Below are 18370 nucleotides of genomic sequence, written 5' to 3'. Positions count from 1 at the left end.
CCAAGGTAATCACCGGTGGGGCGCCGGCCAGACGGGGAATCGCATTGAGCGGAGCTGCGGTGTAAATAGCCAGGAGAGCCCAGCCGTGCGGTCGTGCCGGGGCAAGCCGGACACGCAGACGCTCCGGCATGCGGCCGGTGACCATGGCCAGCCCGGCGGGCAGCAGGGTGAGGGAGAAGAGAACGAGGCCTGTCCACTGCCAAGTCATGGGTGCGAGTGCTCCTGTGGTGTCGGGGGCGGGGACAGTCAGCTGCGGCGGGTTGCGGCGATCATGATGAGCCCGGTGGTGAGCGCGGCGAGGCCGATGACCAGGACGGGGAAGCCGGGGCCGGGCAGGACGTACATCGCTGCCCCGGCCAGGGTCAGTGGCGCTCCTGCGGTCGCCAGGACGGCCCCGGTGCTTCGTTGGGACATGCAGCTCCTCATGCGGGATTGGTGGTCAGGGACGGTTCGCGGCCTGGTGCACCAGGTGGGCGGTGATCGCTCCAATGAGGAGTGCCCAGGCGATGGCGGCGGGGCCGGTCTGTGGCCAGCCGAGCAGGAGGGTGGCCGCGGCTGCTATGGCTCCGGCGGCCAGGGCCCGGCGATTGCCGGCGAACGCCCACTGCCGGCGGGCGCTGCCGGGTCGGCGGATCTCGCTGAGCGCGGTCTTGATGACCAGCGCGGCGATCACGATGGCCACCGGCAGGATCGCGTTGGCGGTGCTGTTCATGCTGCCGCCTGGAGGAAGTGCTGCATGAGGCGGGCGGCGGGGACCGTGCCGAGCACCGTCACCTGGGTGTCGTCGCGTTCGATGACGGCGACCAGAGGGCTGTGGGTACGGGACATCAGGGCCGCGCCCTCCATGGGGCGCGCGTCGGGCCCGCTAACCGGCGGCGCATACAGGCGCCGTGGCGTCCACTCGGCGACGGTGAGCCCGGCGAGGCGTTCGGCGAGCTCGGCGTCGTGCTGCTCGGCCACGACCCCGGCCAGTGCCGGGTCTTCGGCGATGTAGGCGGGGATGAGCTGGGAGCCGGGCACGATGGCGTGCGGCTGCCCGTCGGCATCCAGGACCAGCAGGGCGGGCAGCGACTGCTGGGCCAGCATCCGGGCCGCGTCGATGGCGTCGTCATCGGTGGTCACGAAGGGGTGGGGCTCGGCGAGATCCCGTGCACGCATGACCGGGCCTCCTTCAGTTCCCGCCCGCGGCACGACCATGCCCGGGGCTGGCCTGCTGGTAGACGTCGGGGACGCCGTCGGCATCCTCATCCCGCGTCTCCTCCTCCCACAGGCGGCGGTAGACCCCGTTGCGGCGCTTGACCAGAAGCGCGGCCACCGTGGCGGCAATGAGCGAGCCGAGCAGGACGGCGGCCTTGATGTGCTCGGCGTCGGCCGGGTCGGGGAAGGCGAGCTCGCCGATCAGCAGGGCGACGGTGAAGCCGATCCCGGCCAGCACCGCCAGGGCAAACACGTCCGCCCAGGCCAGATCCGGGTTGAGCCGGGCCCGGGTGAACCGGGCAGCGAGATAAGTGCCGGCGAAGATTCCCACCGTCTTGCCGACGACCAGCCCGAGGACCACGCCCAGCGGCTCCGGGCGGGTGAACACCTCGCCCAACGCGGCGGCCGAAATGCTCACCCCGGCGGCGAACAGGGCGAACAGCGGCACCGCCACCCCGGCCGAGACCGGCCGCAGCAGATGCTCGGTCCGCGCGCCCGGGGAGGCGTTCTCGCCCTCATCGCGGGTGGTGCGCAGGATCAGGCCCATCGCCACGCCGGCCACCGTGGCGTGCACGCCGCCGTTGTACATCAGCGCCCAGATCGCCACACCCAGCGGCACGTACCACCACCAGCCCCGCACCCGGCACCGCTGAAGCACGTAGAAGACGACCAGCCCGGCCAGCGCCCCGCCGAGTGCCAGCAGGTTGAGGTCTGCGGTGAAGAAGACGGCGATCACCAGGATCGCGCCCAGGTCGTCGACCACGGCCAGGGTGAGCAGGAAGGCCCGCAGGGCGGAGGGCAGGTGGGTGGAGAGCACCGCGAGGACTGCAAGCGCGAAAGCGACGTCGGTGGCCATCGGCACCGCCCACCCGGCCCGGCTCCCGCCGCCGATGCCGGTGGTGACCAGGTAGAGGGCGGCGGGCACGGCCATGCCGCACAGGGCGGCGACCACCGGCAGGGCCGCGGTGGCCGGGGTCCGCAACTCGCCGACCACCAGCTCGCGTTTCAGCTCGATCCCGGCGACCAGGAAGAAGACGGTCAGCAGCCCGTCCGCCGTCCAGTGCCCCACCGACAGGTCCAGGCCGAGCGCCGATATCCCGAAGTGGAAGTCGCGCACGTGTTCGTACGCCCCGCTGACCGGGCTGTTCGCCCACACCAGCGCCACCACGGCCGCCGCCAGCAGCACCAGCCCGCCGACCGTCTCCGTGCGCAGCGCCCGGGCCACCTGCACCCGCTCCGGCCACGGCAGCAGACCGAGAAAGACAGAATGCTCACGGCGGGCAGCACGCATCCGGGACCTCCGGGGCATCGACATGTGGGCACACGGGCCCCTTCGACGCCGACCAGACTTCCCGGCACACCCCGCATCTCTTGACGCGTTCTTTACACACTATCCCGTTGCAGCCCCGACAGGACCAGAGCACCCCACGCTTCGTGGCTCCGTCGACGCGCCTGTGAGCAGGGCGGAAGCCGTGCTGCGGAGATCGTCAACGCGACGGCCGCGCCGCTCCGCCGCCTGGCGGTATGTCCCGGAATGTGCTCTTAGTCGGTTGGTGGTTTGCTGCTCGGTGGCGGCGGCCGGGCTCTCCTCGGTGTGCCGTACATCGTGCTTTCCGGCGCTCAAGGAGGAGTTCCGCATGTCCGTCTACACCCCCCAGCAGATCAGTCAGCCGCAGACCCAGCAGCCCTACGGCCCGCAGCAGCCGTTCGCTCAGCAGGGTCAGGGGCAGTTCGGCCAGCAGCAGATCGCGCAGGTGGTCCAGCAGTCGATCCAGCAGGCTTGCCAGCAGGCGAGCCAGCAGGTGGCGCAGCGCATGCAGCAGACGCTGCAGCAGCTGCAGCAGGTCCAGCAGCAGCTGCAGCAGCAGGGCTTGGCCCACCAGGCGCACCCGTACCTGGCTGTCGCGCTGCACCACACCCTGCTCCAGGGCGTGCGCAGCGCGGTGGAGCAGTCCGTGCAGCAGGCGCTGCCTACGGCGATCCTGACCTTGATGCAGCAGGGCCAGCAGGGCCAGCAGCAGTTCGGCCAGTTCCCGGGCCAGGGTCAGGGCGGGTTCGGGCAGCAGCCGCCTCTGGGCATGTGAGCCTTCGGCCGGGCGGCGCCCGTTCCCTTTTCTCCCTGGAGGGAGCGGCGTCTGCCCGGCCGGATACCCGCCGCGCCGGGGCGAGGCAAAGGCGCGGCGGTCGCTGGCCGGGGAGCTCATGGACACCCGCTTCCCGGCCAGCCACTGAAGATCCGGGGCGTACGACGACGCTTTACGTTGAGACGGCGGTTTTGGCTGAATGAGTGAGCAGGGCGGCAACGATATGAAGCCGGGCAACGGCAAGGGCGGGAAGACCCCGCGGGCGCAGGGCGCGGCGGGCGAGCCTGCGCAGCAGCCGGCGGCGGCTGCGGGCGGGGAGGCACAGGCACTGGGATACGTCCCGGGGCGGGGTGTGCCGGCAGGGTGGGGCCGGTTCCTGGTGGCGCCCCGACCCCTGGCCCTGCTTCCGGGTGGGGTACCGCCGATCGAGGCCTCGGCACTGTTCGCGCAGCTCGAGGAGGACCCCGATGTGGAGCCTCTGACGCAGGTACGGCCGTCGCGTTCACGGGGGTTGGGGGCGATCGCCGAGCCGCATCCGGCCTGCCCCCCGGCCGCGGTCGTGGCAATGCCCCAGGAGCGGGCCCGCGCGCTGGCCGCGAACCCGCAGGTCGTCGTGGAGATCGACCAGCCGCTCACCTTGGCAGCAGGACTACCGGGAGCAGGCATACGCCGCAGCGTACCCACGGGACTGACAGCACGACGCCGTCACAGACTCCAGGTGTGAGTAGTTGCGGTACAGAAAGTAACCAATATGGTTTCGTCCGTGCCCACGCCTGGCGGCTGCGTCCCCTGGGCGCTGACCTGCCCGGAGCGCCGCTGGTGCTTATGGTGAAAGAGGAATGATCGACATAGCGTCGCGGGCAGGTGGCATCGTGGACGCATCCGAGATCGACTACGAGGCGGTATTCCAGGCACTGCCGAGCATGGTGGCCCTGTTCACCACGGACCTGGTGTACGCCGACGTCAATGAGGCGTTTCTGAGAGGCATGGGGCGTACCCGTGATCAGGTGGTAGGCCGCTACCTGTGTGATGCCTTCCCCGACGACCCCGAGGACCCCGCCGCGACCGGAATGCGCAAAGCACAGGATTCGCTGCGTCGGGTGGCCGCCACCGGGGAGCGCGAGGTCATGACGCCTCACCGCTACGACGTTCAGTGCCCGGACCGGCCCGGAGTGTGGGAGGAACGGTACTGGAGTTCGGTCAACGTCCCCGTCTTCGGCCCGGACGGGCAGGTGGCGCTGCTGTTGCACCGGGAGGAGGACATCACCGAGCTGGTCCGCACCCGCAGTGGCCGAGCCCGCGGAGGCGGGGCGACGACACTGGAGGCCGAGCTGTACACCCGGGCCCGGGAACTGCACGAGATCAACGAACGCCTGCGCCAGGCCCACGCCCGCGAACGCAAAGTCGCCCTGTGCCTGCAAGAGGCGATGCTGCCCAACCCCGGGCCTCTGAGGCATCACCGCACAGCAGCGCGCTACCGCCCAGCAGTCGGGGCCCTGAACGTATGCGGGGACTGGTACGACCTGTTCCACCTGCCCGACGACCGCATCGCGGTAGCCGTCGGCGACGTCGTCGGCCAGGGCCTGTCCGCCGCCGGAGTCATGGGCCAGCTGCGCAGCGCCCTCAGCGCCGCGTCCCGCGTCGCCAACGGCCCCGCCCAGGCCCTGGAAGCCCTCGGCCTGTACGCCCGCTCCATCGACGGCGCGGAGTCCACCACCGCGGTAACAGCCTTCATCGACTGCACCAACCACACCATCACCTACAGCAGCGCCGGCCACCCTCCGCCGGCCCTGCTGCACCCCGACGGCGCCGTGGACTTCCTCGACCAGGCCACCGATCCCCCGCTCGGCGCCCGCCCCGAACACGTCTCCCGCCCCCAAGCCGAGACCGCGTTCACCGAGGGGGCCACCCTGGTGCTGTACACCGACGGGCTGATCGAACGCCGCCACGAGGACATCGATGCCGGCCTGGCCCGGCTTGCCGACTCCCTCACCCGCCACCAGGGCACCGACCCCGAAACACTCGCCGACGCCCTCCTGACCGACCTGATCCCACCTGCCGGTGCCACCGACGACACCGCCCTGGTCGTCCTTCACCTGTGACGGCGGCGGCCATCACGGCGCTCACCGCCGGGTCGTGGCCGCCGCTGGAAATCCGGAACAGTCGCGGCCGATTAAGCCGTCTGACCGAAGCGAGCTCATGTGCTTCGACGGCATCTTCCGCGTGTGCATCAACCGGTTGTTGGACACGGGCACCTGGAGGCCGGCGCGCCGGGCAGGAGTTGCGCGACGGGCGGCGTCGGCGAGGAGACACCGCCCACGCCGGCTGCATCGAGCCGTACCGCACCCCTCGACGGCTACGCCGACCACGACGGAATGCCGCTGTAGACCGACCCGTGCACGCGATCCCCCGAGGCAGCCCGACCGCCTTCGGGCCCTATCGGGACCGGCCTTCGGGTGCCGGGACCCAATCGTCACGTGAGGATTGGGGTTCGGAGTGGTACGGTGCTGTAAACGTCACGTGACGATTAAACGGGGAGGGCGTTCCATGACGATGTGTCCGGTGTGCGGCGCAGATCTGCCCCCACAGCGTGGCCCGCGCGCCCGCCGCTACTGCTCACGTGCCTGCCAGGCCAAGGCATATCGAGCCCGACAGCAGCAGCGCGACGCGCACCGACTCGTCTCCGGCGACGAACAGAGCCTGCTCGCCCAGTACGACGGTGTGTCCGCGCTGGAGCTCGCCGACCAGCTCGCACTCGCTGCCCGGCGGCTGGCCGGCGCCTTGACCGCCGGGCAGCCCGCCGACGACTTCGACCTTGGCGTAGTGGCACGGATCCCGGTCGTTCTCACGGCCCGTGCCCACCAAGCCGCCCCCGCTGCGCAGGCCCTGCACGGCATCCCAGGCCGCCAGCCGGTCCCGACCATGGCCGTCATCGACATGGCTGCCCACCGGGGCCGCACTGCCGCCACCACGGCATTGGCCGGTCCGGCCGCGGTCACCAGCACTGGCGCGCCACGTGACGATTCGAGGTGGAGCACCCCGGCCACCCGCCCGTCGGCGCGCACCGCCAAAGCATCACGTGACGATTCGACGGTGACGGCCATGCCCAAGGGCATCGCGGCCGCAGAAACTGTCGGAGAAGAAGGCCCGCGTCATCGTTGACGCCGCAGAACTGGTCCGCCATCCGGAGCACCGGGATAACCACCGGTGGATCCTGCGCAGCGGCGACACAGTCATCGGTTACGTGGAACCGACCTACGGCGGCACCTCGCGTTCCGGGCGCAACGGCTGGACTGGTCGCCTCGACGGCATGTCCGGCCCGCGCCGCAAATCCCGGGACGGGGCAGCGGTGGACCTGGCGGAGCGCTGGATACGGCTGGTCACCGCCGTACCGAAGCGCACCATCACCGGCGAGTCCTGACCGCCGAAGTAGAGCGTGTGGAGGACGTCCCGCACACCGGGCAGCAATCGGCGGGCGCGGCCCTCATGCACGACAAGGGGGCCCAGTCAATCCGGGCCCCTGCTCAGACGGTCGGGGTCACCTGTGCCCGAGCCGGTGCTGTGGTGGCTGGGTGCCTACGACCCCGACCGCGCCCACGCGGGCTGCATCGAGCCGCACCGCACCGTCGACGGCTACGCCGACTGCGACGGACAGCCGCGGTTGCTCACTGTCCGGTCTCCTCGTTGGTGGGCCTGCTTGGGCCGGGGGTGAGGACAGAGGCAGCGAGCTCGCGCTGCTTCTTGGCGCGGGCGCGGTGCTCGTCGGCGATCGTCGGCTCGGCGATCGCCAGTTGCTCGTAGACCTCGGCCTGGGCGGTGTGGGTGTCGGCCCAGTGCTGGCGGGCGGCGGCTTGGCCGTCGGTGCCGGTGGCCTCGAATGCGGTGTTGAATGCCGCGGTGTTCTCCTTCTTCAGCTCGTCCAGCCGGGCGTACAGCAGCCGGGCAGCGACCCGGTGGGCGGCGGCGGTCTGGGCCTCGGCGACACCGCGCGTGGGGTCGGTCGACGTGAGCCCGGCTGTGATGGCGTGTTCCTCGTCCGGGTGCAGCTCGGCGTACCACTCGTCGATACGGCGGGCGAGGTGGGCGGAGCCGAACTCGGCGGGGTGGCGGCGTTGGTTGACCACCGTCCAGGCTCCGACCGCGGTGCCCCACTTCTCGTGGGCGGACTGGTTGGTCATCCCCGCGGCGTTGCCGATGTCGGTCCAGCTGGCGCCACGTTCCTTCTCGACGATGACGGCCTTCTCCACCAGGACGTCGGCCAGGTAACGCAGGTGCAGGGCCGCGCTCAGGAAGCCGCCGTGCTCACGGTCGAGCGCGTAGCTCCAGCGGGATGTCACGCAAAGCGTCGGCGGCGAGGCGCCTGAGGGCGTCGGCGTGGGCGACGTACGCCTCGTCGAGCGAAGGCAGCGTCGCCGGTCTCGACTCGGACGTGGTGACGCCCACCCGCGGGGCGAGGCTCTCTTCATCACTCATGTCGTCAGGCTACCCCTGACGGCAGCAATTCGTCAGGGATAGCCTGACGTTTGACGGACGGTTCGCGGCCGGAGCGACACGTCAGCACTCGACGGCGCTTGGGCGCAGTCCGACATCCGCCCGTCCGGGTGACCAGAACGAACACACAGGATAATTACGGTTATCCTGTGCGTTGCTGAGAGGGCGTCACGCGCGCCAATTGAGGGGGATTCACGTGGAAACTGACGAAAAGTCGGACGATATCGTCGGTCGCACCTTCGCGCCGGTCTGGCGGCGGGCCTCCTCGCCCCCACAGCTGGACTTCCCGCCGATCCGCAACGGCGTCGACTACGTCGTCAGCGTCATCGACCACCTGGACGAGTACGAGTCCGAGGTCGGCCCCCGGCGAAATCAAGTACGCGGTGCTGCATCTACAGGCGGCGGTTGAGGTGCTGCTCAAGGCCCGGCTGCAGCGCGAGCACTGGAGCCTGGTGTTCAAGGACCCCGGGCAGGCGACCGCAAAGAAGTACCACGAAGCAGACTTCGAAAGCTGTGGCACCGACGCCGCCGTGGAGCGGCTGCGCAACGTCGCCGACATCGCCATCGACGACAAGGACCACCGGGCGCTGAAGGATCTGGCGAAGGATCGCAACGCTCTGCAGCACTACGGTCTGACCCACAACGCCAAAGCGGTCGAGGCACGCGCCGGCGCCGTCCTTGACTTCCTCGTGCGCTTCCTCGACGAGGAGCTGCTGCCATTGCTCAGCCTCGAGGAGCGTACCGAGATCGACGATGACATGGCTCGGGTGCGCGAGGGACTGAACAGCATCGCGTCCTACATCACGCGGCGCATGAACCGGCTGCGCGGAGCGCTCAAGGATCACGTGAGTAGGACCGTCAACTGCCCCGACTGCGACCAGCGCGCCCTGGTACTGGTGCCGGGAGGCGGCGAATGCCACTTCTGCAGCGCCTCATGGTCCGAGCCTGATGGGCTGCTGGCCGACTACCTGTACGGGCATCCCGATCTGCCCGACCTCGTGCACGCGTGTCCCCAGTGCGATGCGCAGACCTTCTCCGAGGCCGTCGCGTTCGCCGACGCCCCGGGAGCAGACCTGCTGTACTGCTTCACCTGCGCGACCCGCTTCGGCCGATCCGAACTCGCCCCCTGCGCCGGGTGTAGGCGCATCTGGCCCGTCGAGGGAGACGACGACGGGACGCCAGCCCTGTGCCAGGGCTGCCGCGACCAGGCCGCACTCCTGGAGGACTTGTGACTTCAACCGCGGCACAGCGTGCTTGGGACGAGCTCAACGAACGGCAGCAGACCTATCTGCGGGTGCTGTTCGAGCAGGACCACGTAAAGGAGGAAGCGCGGCGTCGCCTCGGCGCGCGGGGCCACTGGAGCAACACCCCGGCCCGGGTCTGGCGGCGAATCGACTTCAACGACCCGCACGCGCCCGTGGCGGAGCGGCTGCGGGCGGAAGGGGTGTATGACAGCGGCGCCGGGTCAACCCTGGCCGCGCTGCGCAGCCGGGGACTGATCGAAACCCAGACCGCGCCCGGCTTCATCTCCGACCCGGTGCACGTCTGGCTCACCCGCGCCGGCCGTGCCGCCGCGCGCACGGGCCTGAATGTCTCCACCCGGCCACGCCCGCCGCGGGGGCTTCTGTCGGAGCACCTGTGGCGCCAGATGGCCGCGCTCGCCCACGCCGAGGGTGGTGGGCACCGCTTCGGCCGACTGCCAGGCGAGGCCCACCTGTACCTGTGTGTGGGGTACGAGCAGTACAACAAGCGCGGCTACCTCGACTGGGAGTGGGACGGTCCGGTCCGGGGCCGGTACGTGTTCACCGCGGCTGGCCGAGCCCACTACAGAGAACACCTTGAGGCGTACCGGGAGCTGTACCCGGCCGTCGACGCGCCCGAGCTCGCCGAGGAGGTCCCATCATGACAGTCCCGGTCGCGCGCGGGACAGCCGCACTGTCCACGGCCTTCGCCGATCCGCGCGAGCACTGGCCGCTGCATGCCCGGCGGCTGTACGACTTCCTCATCACGCTGTACGGCGAGGACGATCCGCTGCCGACGCTCGCGGCCGGATGGGTCGCTCACCAGCGCTCGGAGAACACGCAGCGCGCGTACGCGCGCGGCTTCAAGGTCTTCGAGGAGTTCGCCCGGGACCACGGCACGCACCCGCTGCACGTCAAGTTCATGCTGGCCGACACCTTCTCCAAGTACCTGGAGACCGCACCCACCTGGGTGCGGGTCAAGGGCGGCCAGCGCGGCGAGCTGGCCCGCACCGGCGAGCCGTACTCGGACGCCTCGCGGGCGAACGCGCTGTCGGCGGCCAGCTCGTTCTTCACGTACCTCGACATGGTCAGCGAGGACGGGGTGAAGAACCCCTTCGACGCCGTTCAGCGCCCGGTCATCGACCCGGACTACTCGCCCACCGAGGGCTACACCGAAGAGCAGTGGATCAAGCTGCTGATCACGGCCCGAGACCGGCACCGGGTCGCGGCCTACCGCAAGCGCGCGTACGCGCTGCTGCTCGTCCTCTATACCTGCTGCCTGCGGATCGACTCCCTGCTGAATGCGCGAGTGGAAGACCTCGGCTACGACAAGGGTCACCACGTCCTGCGGGTGAAGGTGAAGGGCGGGTCCTTGAAGAAGAAGCCGATCCCGCCCGTGGCGTGGGACGCGCTGCAGGACCACCTAGGCGGCCGCACCGACGGCTGGCTGTTCGAGACGGCGACCGGGGGCCAGCTCGACGAACCGGCGGTGTGGCGGCTGATGAACTCGCTGGCGAAGCGGGCCGGGCTCGGCGAGGTCAACCACCCGCCGCACGGCGTGAAGGTCGACGCCATCACGCACGCCTTGGCAAAGAAGGACGCGCGGATCGACAAGGTCCAGGCGTGGGCCGACCACAAGGACTCCCGCACCACGCAGCGCTACAACAAGCGCAAGCAGCTGCTCGACGACAGCCCTGGCTACGGACTCGCCAGCGACGTCGCAGGTGCCCTGGAGCACGGCGCGGCCTGACCGGCTGTCTTGGCCGGTATAGCCCGGATATGTGAGCGGTCACCCACGCTGTCCTTGGCCTTCGCCTTAAGCAGGGCGCGGGCCTCCTCGGCGACGTCCTCGGCCAGCTGCAGCTCGAGCTGGCGGCGGTCAGGTGCTGGCCACCTGCTGACGCGGGTGTGACGTGTCCGTGGCTCGCGCTCCGCACACCACGGTGACGAGGCACGAGCCACGGCTGCCGCGCGTGCCCGTGGACCGGGCACGCGCATGGGAAGGGCCTCCTACGGAGCGGGCGGTCTCGACTGCGCGGGGGGCGTCGGCGTCGTCATGGGTGTCGACGGGGCCACCGTCTGCGGTGTGGCCGAGGAGGGGTCCTTCTCCATGAGGAGCAAGAAGACGGTCACCACGGTGAGGCCGACCACTATGGCTGCACCCAGCTTCTGGTCTCGGTAGGCCGCGTAGACCGCGGCTCCGCCGAACGCGAGGCCGACGAGGAGCGTGAGCATCACCGGTCACCGCCGAAGGGGGCGACGGCAGAGAGCATCCTGTGGGGGAAGAGACGCAATGGAGTCCCCCTGTGTGACTTCAGGGCGTGCAGCCCCTTAGTCTCGATTCCAGCGCTGATGGCTTCGATCCAATCTTGATGTCGGCTTCTGGCAGGAGCACGAGTCGGGTGGCGGGCTGTCGGACTACGTAGGTGGCCCCCCGTTGGCGCGGGGGGTCACTGTTTTTTGCCTCCTGGTGTCGAGGACGGGCATCGGACTACGTGATGACCGACAACGTCCCGTTGGCGCGGGTGGTGATTCTTGGCAACCGCAACCGGCGTCAATCTCGGCCCGGATGTCCTTGTTTCACCGCGCTGTTGGTCAGAGCAGAAGCGTACGCAGTCCTGGTAGAGCCGACACGAGCACCCGTCTCCCTTCAGGGGGCCCGACAGCCCGTCAGGCTCGAGCGGGGGGAACACTTTTCCGGCGGTTGTGTAGCGTGGTTGTTGTGCTCCGTCCCGAGCACCGCCAGTCAGTATTCGCGCAGCTCAGAGCAGTTCCGGTCGGCCGCCGAGATGACAATTGGGCGACCACCGCCCCCTCCAGGGCGTGACCGAAGTCACGTACACACGTTGTGTGTTGCCGTGCTGACCTTGAGGCGCGAACCCTCTTTCGCGTCAACGTTCCGCAGGGTCGAACCGGATCACGGCGCCGGTCCGCAGCGCGTCGATCATGTAGCCGCCAGACGTAGCCGGCGTACGGTTCCACTGGCCGGCGGCCGCGACCGGCGGTCCTCGGCCCTGCGATCGCGGGTGGTCGGCGGCGGTCATCCCGGCTGTCCGGCCTGCCTGTCGGCGTCGCCCCCCGGCGGCAACAGTCCCAGCTGCTCGGTCTCCAGGCGCTCGATCTCCGAGTTGCTCAGATTCAGGTCGAACGGCGCGGCCAGCCGGTAGGTGTGCACCCACTCGAAGCCGCGCATCGTGCGCGCGTTCACCACTTCGTCGGTCCCGGCCCTCACCAGCAGCTTGTGACCCAGCAGCTCCTCGATGCCGCGCGCCACCGTGTGACGGCCCAGGCCCAGCGCCCGGGCGCCGCGGGTGTCCTGCGGGAGGGTGAAGGTTTCCTTCCTCCTGCTCATCGCAGCCAGCAGGACGGCCTTGCCCGGCATCCCCAGCGTCTGGTGCCAGCCGTCGCGCCAGTAGGAGAAGGGGACTCGGAAGTAGACATCGCCCCTCGCGCCGGTGGGGGCGGTGTAGGGCAGCGTGATCCCCCCGACCCGCCCGCGCTCTCGGAGCTTGACGATGCGCTTGAGGTGGCCGTGCTGCCGACGCTCGATCAGACCCAGCTTCTCCAGGTGATGCCACTGACGCGAGACGGCCATGCTCGCCTTCTGGTCGGGGAGCATGTAGATGCCGGCTGCTCGTCCCCATAGCTGCGAGCGCTCGGTGACGCCGTAGTCGCCGCCGGTGGTGACCGCGTAGACCAGCAGCAGCAACTCCAGGGCGTATGGGGCCCGCAACAGCTTGGACAGGGGCCCCGGCCCGGTGGTCGGCTCCTCCCCGTACTGACCCTGGACGCGGGCCTGGATGAACTCCCGGCGGATCGGGAAGACATCGTCGCGCCGCTGGGAGCGCCGCAGCAGGTACTCGATCGACTCATCCCGGGTCATCACCCGCTCGGCCATGGCCCCCTCCCCCCTCCGCTGGCGCCCCGGCGGCGCCCCCGCGAAGAGCATGCCCCCATCCGTGCGGTCCGGCCGAACGCCGTCCACCCGTCCCGCACACCCTCATCACCGGTGCCGGCGGAAGTGGTAGATCCAGACTACTAAGGACCCCCGTCTAGGACCGGATGCGCTGAAAACGCAGGTCATTCGGCAGCAGCATCGAATCCACGCTCACCTTTCGCCGACAAGGTTGCAGGCTCAGAACCCATCGACTGCGTAGATTCACGGCGGAGAGTGAACCGGTACGCATTGGTGAGCCGAACAGCCCCGGGAACGCAGGTGACATGTCCCGCCGCTCTACAGCACGCCGAGCAGGGCGTTGTCCTCCCACTGGTCGACGACTTCGAGGTAACCGGCGAGGACCTTGGAGTGCGGGGCCCAGCCGCCCTGCTTGGCGATGACGATCTGGTCGTGGCCCTTCAGACGGGAGGACGTCGCGAGCCCGCGGCGGGGGGAGTGGCCGGTGAAGCGGATCTCGATCCCGGCACGCTCGCCGGCGCGGGTGACAACGTCGCCGATGGACTCGGGCTGCAGCCCGCCCTCCATGAGGGTGTGCCATCGGTTGTGCAGGCGGCGCCATGCGTACCCGTCGGGGTCGTCGAGCCCGGCGGCCTCCTTCCACGCGGTCCACGCGCGGACCGGGCAGATGGAGGGGCGGCTGCCGTAGGGAACGGGGACGACGCGGGGGCGGATCTTGGAGACCCGCATGTCGGCCTGGATGCCGCCGGGGGTCTCGGCGTAGTCGTGGACCCGGTTGGCGGCGAGTTCGTGTCGGCGGCCGGCGACCGCGAAGTGCATGAGGACCAGGGCGCGGTCCGCGACGCATGCTGTGGCCGCTGTAGCGGCGCATGGCGTGCCGCAGCAGCCGGCGGGCCCGGCGGCGCTCGGCGGCGAATCGCGCGCATGGGGTCGGTCCACGGCGGCTGCCCGTCGCAGCCGCCCAGATCGACCAAGGGCACGCCCCGGCCTCCGGACTCGGCCGTGCGGGGGTCCCGATCTACACCGGCTGTCCGTCGCAGTCGACGTAGCCGTCGCCGGTGACGTGCGGCCGGGTGCACGCCGCATGGGCGGCGGCGTGGTCGTAGGCGTGCAGCTGGAGGAACGCGCCGGCCTGCGCGGCGGCCTCGGCCACGGTGGCGCAGGCCTCGTTCTCCTCTGCCACGGCCTCGTCGTAGCCGACCGCTTCCCAGGTGTACCCGGCGCCGTCCGGCAGTTCGGAGATCTCGGCGTGGCCTCCGGCGAGCTCCAGCTCGATGGGCTGAGGCGCGGTGCCCCGCTTGTGGACGGCGTCGGGCCAGCGCAGCCGGGCGGACTGGCGGGTGATGCCACCCCAGGCGGCGCCGAGTTTGGTGTAGCTGGCGCCGGTGTGGCCGGCGTTCTTGGCGGCGGTGGCCGCGAAGGTGTCGATGGTGCGCTGCGCCGTGTGCAGCGCGCGCAGGACGGCGAGCTGGTAGTCGGGGGCGGCGATCGCGGCGTCGGGGAGGTCCTGGCCGGCGGCGCGGTAGTCCTGCGCGCGCAGGGAGATGCGGGAGGCCAGCTGCTGCACGGCCTCGAAGATGTCGTCCTGCAGGTTCAGCAGGTCGTCCTCGCCGGGCTCGCGCCAGGCGGGCTCGCGCAGGGCCAAGATCCGGGTCCAGAAGTCGGGGTCGTCCTTCATCGACAGCGTCATGTGACAAGTCTTCCTGTCACCTAACGGCTCGACAAGAGTTTTTGTCAGTACGGCATCTGACATTTACGCCTGTCACTCCGGACCTGGATATGTGAGCTTATCCGGAGTCCAGACACAGGCTCGCGGTCAGTGGAGACGTCCAGGGAGCCAACGTCGGCTGAGCCAGGTCCGCGTCCTGGCTTGGGCCGGCCGCCGAAGGGCAGCGCCAGGAAATTATCGGCAGCGCCGGAAAAAGTCGCAGCGGAAGCGTGGGGTCACAAGTCCTCGCAGCCATATGAGTCGCCAACGACCTTAAAATCACAGTGCGAGGATTGGTGTTGCTCAAAGTGATCACCGGTGGCGACGAGGCCGAACTGAAAGTGAAGATCCCATTCGAGGGCGGGGAGGATCCGCCTCCCCTGCCCTTGGAGGAGGACCGGCAGCTGTACGACGAGCTGCTGCGGGCGGAGTTCCACGGGCCGCGCTACGAGATCTTCGCCCAGGAGCTGTGGACATACGGCATCCGCACCCTGACGGCATGGATGCGTACAGGCGTCATCGCCCAGCACTGCCACCGGTACAACGTCGCCTTCGACGCCTCGGAGGCCGAACTGTCCATCCTCGCCCGGACCTCAGAGGTGCGCGAAGCCCTGGCGGTGGACAGCATCGCGGCGGCCGCCCCCCGCTTTCTGGAGCGCTCGCTGCGCGGCGGCGAATGGAACCCGGACAAGGGCGCCAGCATGTTCACCTTCTTCGTGGGCGGATGTGTCATGGCATTCGGCGACGTTTTCAAGACCTGGTCCCGGAAGCGGCGCCGGGAAGTGGAAGTGATGGCCTCCGGACTGCTCAACTCCGCCGAGGTCGGCGCCGTGTTCCCCGGTCAGCTCAGGCTCTTCGATGACCCCGCCGAGACGGTCGCCTCGCGTGACACGCTGCGGCGGATACTGGACGAGGCCACCCCCGAGGCCGCGGCCATCTGCACACTGATGCTGCGGCGCCCGGAGCTGAACCAGCGCGAAATCGGCCTTCTGCTGGGCGGCTTAAGCGCCCGTGCGGTCGAGGGGCAGCTCCGCCGGCTCCGTAGTACCGCTCGCGCGCTCGCGGCGAGCGGGAAGATCAGTCGGCCGCGGTTCTGCGAGGCGGGCCAGCGATGACCGTACAGATCGCTCCCCAGGCCGTGATGATCCTGGTCATCGGCTGCCTCGTCGGGCTCGCCGTCTACAGACACACCGCTCAGACCCATTCCGGTGCCCCGACCCGGGGAGACCTGGTGGGTGCCATCGGAACGGCGGTGGGCGTCATCACCGTCCTCGCGCTCCTCCTCGGCGTAGACGGCGCCGGAGAGACAGCCCAGGGACCAGGCCCGACCCCCGCGCCGACCGCTACGACGACTTCGGGCTCCCGGTAAGCAGTACTTACCGGGAGCGAGAGGTATGTGAGGTTCTCCAGGGTGCAGAACCACGCTTCGTCCCGACCGAGGCCCGCTAGACTCAGCAGTGCCCGAGCGACGCAACACTGGAAGGAACCAGTGAGCAATGATCACCGCTCTGGGCGACGTGGTACCCACGATCCTCGGCTTTCTCGCCTTCGTCTCCCTCGCTTCGGACCCGGCCGCCCCGTGTGGTTCTAAGTAGGGTCGGGGACTGGCGCGGTGGCCTGTGAGGGTTCCGTTTCCAGCCCCCGCCCGTCAAACCGTGCATGCGCTTCTCGCGCACACGGCTTACCGACATCGTTCACCGGCTGGCATGCACCGCCACCCTGCGCACGTTTCCAGACAGGCGAAAAGCTCCGAGCCTGGCGAACCACGCGCCGTCGTGGCGCTTGCCCCACTTTCTGCCCGGGATGCCGCGCTTGCGATTGTCGAAGATCGCGAGACGCTCGTGGACGTAGCTGTCGATCGTAGAGAACTTCCCGGCGGAATTGCCGTTACGGAAGTACGCCGCCCAGCCTCGCAGGACCGGGTTCAAGTCGGCGACCACGGCCGACAGCGACCGTCCCACGTGACGACGGTCGGTCGCCGCCCGGATCTTGTCCCGCAGCACCCCCATCGCCCGCTGAGACGGCCATCGTTGCAGGTGAAACCTGCCACGGTGACGCCACGATTCCACCTTCTGATGGTGGAAGCCGAGGAAATCGAAACCTTGCCCACCCCTGGCGAGGTGGACGATGCCGGTCTTCTCCGGATGCAGCTGCAACCCCAGGCTGACCAGCACCGCCCCGGCCAGTTCCCGCGCCTGCTCGGCGCGTTCCCTGGTCGGGCACAGGATCACGAAGTCGTCGCAGTACCTCACCAGCACCCCGAGCCGGTGCCCGCCTCGCTGCCATGCAGCGTCCAGGACGTGCAGAGCAATATTGGCGAGCAACGGTGAGATCGGTGAGCCCTGTGGGGTCCCTGCTCCTGGTGAGCCGGTCGCCCCGTCCTCCAGAACCCCCGCCCGGAGCCACATCCGGATCAGCTTCAGCATCGAGCCGTCCACGACGCGCCGGGCCACCCGGGCCACGAGGGCGTCATGCCGAATCGATCCGAAGCAGTCGCGAATGTCGGCCTCAAGCACCCACTCCCGGCCCCGGTTCGCCTCCACGCGCACGCTCTCGCACGCCTCGATCGCGGACCGCTTGGGCCTAAACCCATAGCTGACCGGCAGAAAGTCCGCTTCGAATACCGGTTCGAGAACCAGTTTCGCGGCGGTCATCACCACCCGGTCAGCCACCGTGGGAATCGAAAGCGGCCGGAACTCCCCCGGCCGCCCCGGCTTGGGGATCAGGACCTGCCGCAGCGGTGACGGGCGATACGTATGCGCCCGCAGTTGCTGCGACAAGTCGCGGAGGAACTCCTCCACCCCGGCGGCGGCCACGGCATCGACGGTCACCCCGTCCACGCCGGGAGCACCCCGGTTCGCACACACACCGGACCAGGCCCGCCACAAGACATCTCTGCGGGAGACATGGCCGTACAGGGCATGGAACCGACGTTCAGGATCTTGCTTGGCACAGCGGTAGAGCGTCCACTGCAAGGCACGGACCTTGTCCAAAGGCCGGCCATCCAGTCGTGCGACGCCTTCCTCCCGGCGGGCGGAACTAGCCATTCCGGCACTCACCCGAGCCACCTCCTCACACGCGACACGCATCGATGAAGCAGGGGCCCTTCGCTCCTGACGGGTTGTGTTGTCCCGCCGATCAGCACTACTACGACCCCCTCCGACTGCCTCTCGACAGCCCGCCACTTCCCGGCTCCACCGGTTATAGGCGGGCCCTGCTTCCCGGGCCGCAGACCCGGGGCCGAGGAGGCCCTCTCCAGTTCCCAGGACACCCTTCTGACCGTTCCACGCCCCTTACGCCGGGAGGTTCCTCAACGCCCGCTCCAGATTCCCAGGCATCTTCCATGGCCTTCGCCCTCTAAGGCACGGGCTCGGCTCCTCCTTGGCCCCGCTCACGCGGGTCGGTGCTAACGACGCTGCAGGCTTCACTTGATGTTGCGGACCGGTCAGTTGCGCACCCCCACGGGGTGATCGTCGCTCCACTTCGACACCGGCCTCTCGACCGATGCCGGGAGCCCCGCTACCGAGGACTCTGGCGTCTCCTCGGACCGGACTTGCACCGGCTGGCTGCCCTGAACTTGTCGCCCGAATTACATCGAACCTCCTTCTCGTCCGACGTTTTCGGACTGCTGGACGTACGCCTTGATCCACCGAGGTGGTTTGAGAGTGGTCTTTTGATCGGTTTCGGGTCGGGTGGCCGGGTGAGGGCAGGTTGTGTCCGCTGGTCTGCCCAG

The 18370-nt window shown here is 69.4% G+C and carries 22 protein-coding genes; 10 read left to right on the top strand and 12 right to left on the bottom strand.

All coding sequences use genetic code 11. The features are described 5' to 3' along the window. Positions 1-246: 246 nt before the first annotated feature. Genes ABT078_RS21495 through nhaA form a run of 4 tightly spaced genes read right to left on the bottom strand, consistent with a single transcriptional unit; the run spans position 247 to position 2488 of the window. The gene (locus ABT078_RS21495; RefSeq protein WP_351230032.1) at positions 247-414 is read right to left on the bottom strand and encodes a hypothetical protein; all 168 of its coding nucleotides are present in this window, start codon (positions 412-414) and stop codon (positions 247-249) included. Positions 415-439: 25 nt separating this feature from the next. Beyond that, positions 440-712, bottom strand: coding sequence for a hypothetical protein (locus ABT078_RS21490; protein ID WP_351230030.1), 273 nt, complete (start codon positions 710-712; stop codon positions 440-442). Then, a complete protein-coding gene (locus ABT078_RS21485; RefSeq protein WP_351230028.1) occupies positions 709-1158 on the bottom strand; it encodes a CBS domain-containing protein in 450 nt (149 codons plus the stop codon). The genes ABT078_RS21490 and ABT078_RS21485 overlap by 4 nt, the downstream gene beginning before the upstream one ends. Before the next feature lie 13 nt (positions 1159-1171). Then, the gene (nhaA, locus tag ABT078_RS21480) at positions 1172-2488 is read right to left on the bottom strand and encodes a Na+/H+ antiporter NhaA (protein WP_351230025.1); all 1317 of its coding nucleotides are present in this window, start codon (positions 2486-2488) and stop codon (positions 1172-1174) included. A 346-nt stretch (positions 2489-2834) separates the two neighbouring features. Between nhaA and ABT078_RS21475 the strand changes: the two genes are divergently transcribed. The 3 genes from ABT078_RS21475 (at position 2835) to ABT078_RS21465 (ending at position 5383) form a co-directional block, all read left to right on the top strand. Continuing rightward, entirely contained in the window at positions 2835-3281 is a 447-nt protein-coding gene (locus tag ABT078_RS21475) for a hypothetical protein (protein ID WP_351230023.1), read from the top strand. Between the two features lie 199 nt (positions 3282-3480). Then, on the top strand, positions 3481-4005 hold the full coding sequence (locus tag ABT078_RS21470; protein WP_351230021.1) for a hypothetical protein: 525 nt from the start codon (positions 3481-3483) through the stop codon (positions 4003-4005). A 115-nt stretch (positions 4006-4120) separates the two neighbouring features. Further along, positions 4121-5383, top strand: a complete 1263-nt coding sequence (locus ABT078_RS21465; protein ID WP_351230019.1) for a PP2C family protein-serine/threonine phosphatase — start codon at positions 4121-4123, stop codon at positions 5381-5383. 514 nt (positions 5384-5897) lie between these two features. Here the strand turns inward: ABT078_RS21465 and ABT078_RS21460 are convergent. Next, positions 5898-6230 (bottom strand): hypothetical protein, encoded by a 333-nt coding sequence (locus ABT078_RS21460; RefSeq protein ID WP_351230017.1) that lies wholly within the window; start codon positions 6228-6230, stop codon positions 5898-5900. Positions 6231-6525: 295 nt separating this feature from the next. Between ABT078_RS21460 and ABT078_RS21455 the strand changes: the two genes are divergently transcribed. Next, complete coding sequence (locus ABT078_RS21455) at positions 6526-6702, top strand: hypothetical protein (protein WP_351230015.1); 177 nt, start codon at positions 6526-6528, stop codon at positions 6700-6702. A gap of 244 nt (positions 6703-6946) precedes the next feature. Here ABT078_RS21455 and ABT078_RS21450 read toward each other — a convergent pair whose 3' ends face one another. Both ABT078_RS21450 and ABT078_RS21445 read right to left on the bottom strand, forming a co-directional pair. Next, positions 6947-7618: a hypothetical protein gene (locus tag ABT078_RS21450; RefSeq protein WP_351230013.1), complete on the bottom strand. Its 672-nt coding sequence runs from the start codon at positions 7616-7618 to the stop codon at positions 6947-6949. After that, positions 7584-7754, bottom strand: a complete 171-nt coding sequence (locus ABT078_RS21445; RefSeq protein ID WP_351230011.1) for a hypothetical protein — start codon at positions 7752-7754, stop codon at positions 7584-7586. Before ABT078_RS21445 ends, ABT078_RS21450 begins: the two co-directional genes overlap by 35 nt. 214 nt (positions 7755-7968) lie before the next feature. Here ABT078_RS21445 and ABT078_RS21440 point away from each other — a divergent pair, with 214 nt between their 5' ends. The 4 genes from ABT078_RS21440 to ABT078_RS21425 are packed head-to-tail and all read left to right on the top strand — an operon-like array spanning position 7969 to position 10763. Next, entirely contained in the window at positions 7969-8181 is a 213-nt protein-coding gene (locus ABT078_RS21440; RefSeq protein ID WP_351230010.1) for a hypothetical protein, read from the top strand. A 1-nt stretch (position 8182) separates the two neighbouring features. Continuing rightward, complete coding sequence (locus ABT078_RS21435; protein ID WP_351230008.1) at positions 8183-9004, top strand: hypothetical protein; 822 nt, start codon at positions 8183-8185, stop codon at positions 9002-9004. Continuing rightward, positions 9001-9678, top strand: a complete 678-nt coding sequence (locus tag ABT078_RS21430) for a hypothetical protein (protein ID WP_351230006.1) — start codon at positions 9001-9003, stop codon at positions 9676-9678. Before ABT078_RS21435 ends, ABT078_RS21430 begins: the two co-directional genes overlap by 4 nt. Continuing rightward, positions 9675-10763, top strand: coding sequence for a tyrosine-type recombinase/integrase (locus ABT078_RS21425; RefSeq protein ID WP_351230004.1), 1089 nt, complete (start codon positions 9675-9677; stop codon positions 10761-10763). The genes ABT078_RS21430 and ABT078_RS21425 overlap by 4 nt, the downstream gene beginning before the upstream one ends. 260 nt (positions 10764-11023) lie before the next feature. Here the strand turns inward: ABT078_RS21425 and ABT078_RS21420 are convergent, their stop codons facing one another. The 4 genes from ABT078_RS21420 to ABT078_RS21405 all read right to left on the bottom strand — a co-directional run bounded on the left by ABT078_RS21420 (position 11024) and on the right by ABT078_RS21405 (position 14619). Then, complete coding sequence (locus ABT078_RS21420) at positions 11024-11248, bottom strand: hypothetical protein (RefSeq protein ID WP_351230002.1); 225 nt, start codon at positions 11246-11248, stop codon at positions 11024-11026. A gap of 805 nt (positions 11249-12053) precedes the next feature. After that, complete coding sequence (locus ABT078_RS21415) at positions 12054-12911, bottom strand: hypothetical protein (protein WP_351230000.1); 858 nt, start codon at positions 12909-12911, stop codon at positions 12054-12056. Positions 12912-13247: 336 nt separating this feature from the next. Beyond that, positions 13248-13748, bottom strand: a complete 501-nt coding sequence (locus tag ABT078_RS21410; protein WP_351229998.1) for a site-specific integrase — start codon at positions 13746-13748, stop codon at positions 13248-13250. A gap of 199 nt (positions 13749-13947) precedes the next feature. Next, positions 13948-14619: a hypothetical protein gene (locus tag ABT078_RS21405; protein WP_351229996.1), complete on the bottom strand. Its 672-nt coding sequence runs from the start codon at positions 14617-14619 to the stop codon at positions 13948-13950. 311 nt (positions 14620-14930) lie between these two features. Here ABT078_RS21405 and ABT078_RS21400 point away from each other — a divergent pair, with 311 nt between their 5' ends. Next, complete coding sequence (locus ABT078_RS21400; RefSeq protein WP_351229994.1) at positions 14931-15752, top strand: hypothetical protein; 822 nt, start codon at positions 14931-14933, stop codon at positions 15750-15752. Then, positions 15749-16006, top strand: a complete 258-nt coding sequence (locus ABT078_RS21395) for a hypothetical protein (RefSeq protein ID WP_351229992.1) — start codon at positions 15749-15751, stop codon at positions 16004-16006. Before ABT078_RS21400 ends, ABT078_RS21395 begins: the two co-directional genes overlap by 4 nt. A 325-nt stretch (positions 16007-16331) precedes the next feature. Here the strand turns inward: ABT078_RS21395 and ltrA are convergent, their stop codons facing one another. Beyond that, the gene (ltrA, locus tag ABT078_RS21390; protein WP_351230159.1) at positions 16332-17684 is read right to left on the bottom strand and encodes a group II intron reverse transcriptase/maturase; all 1353 of its coding nucleotides are present in this window, start codon (positions 17682-17684) and stop codon (positions 16332-16334) included. Between the last annotated feature and the right edge of the window lie 686 nt (positions 17685-18370).

It is taken from the genome of Streptomyces sp. NPDC002133 (assembly GCF_040296405.1).
Classification (GTDB): domain Bacteria; phylum Actinomycetota; class Actinomycetes; order Streptomycetales; family Streptomycetaceae; genus Streptomyces.
The sequence above is the reverse complement of the archived record's forward strand: the minus strand, read 5'-3'. Positions and strand labels throughout refer to the sequence as shown.